Raw genomic sequence first — 408 nt, 5'->3', positions numbered from 1 at the left:
CCAATGTGAAAGTTTTAGATAAACTCGAACGATTAAAGTTACACGAATTTGATTTGCGGAACGGAGCGGTTCTAGAAACAGGTTGTGTTTATATTGTCCCTCTTTTGGAAAGTTTAGCGTTACCGGACATTTTATCAGCAGTTACCAATCCTAAAAGTTCTACCGGACGTTTAGATATTTTTACACGTGTAATTACCGATAATGCTCAAGAATTTGATAAGATTTGTGCCGGTTATCATGGTCCACTTTATCTTGAAATTAGTCCACGTACATTTCCAATTTTGGTGCATACCGGTTCACGTTTATCTCAACTTCGGTTTCGCAAAGGACACAGTTATTTAAATGAAATTGAACTGCACACTTTGCATACGTATGAAACATTGATATCCGATGATTTACCTAATATTA

At 36.0% G+C, this 408-nt stretch carries 1 protein-coding gene; it reads left to right on the top strand.

Going from position 1 to position 408, the window contains the following annotated elements; genetic code table 11:
- On the top strand, positions 1–408 hold a 408-nt coding region (locus J7R10_RS09140; protein WP_208436516.1), incomplete at both ends, for a 2'-deoxycytidine 5'-triphosphate deaminase domain-containing protein.

This window comes from Bartonella vinsonii subsp. berkhoffii ATCC 51672, assembly GCF_902825225.1.
GTDB classification, from domain to species: Bacteria; Pseudomonadota; Alphaproteobacteria; order Rhizobiales; family Rhizobiaceae; genus Bartonella; species Bartonella berkhoffii.
This window is presented reverse-complemented; position numbering and strand designations above follow the sequence as displayed.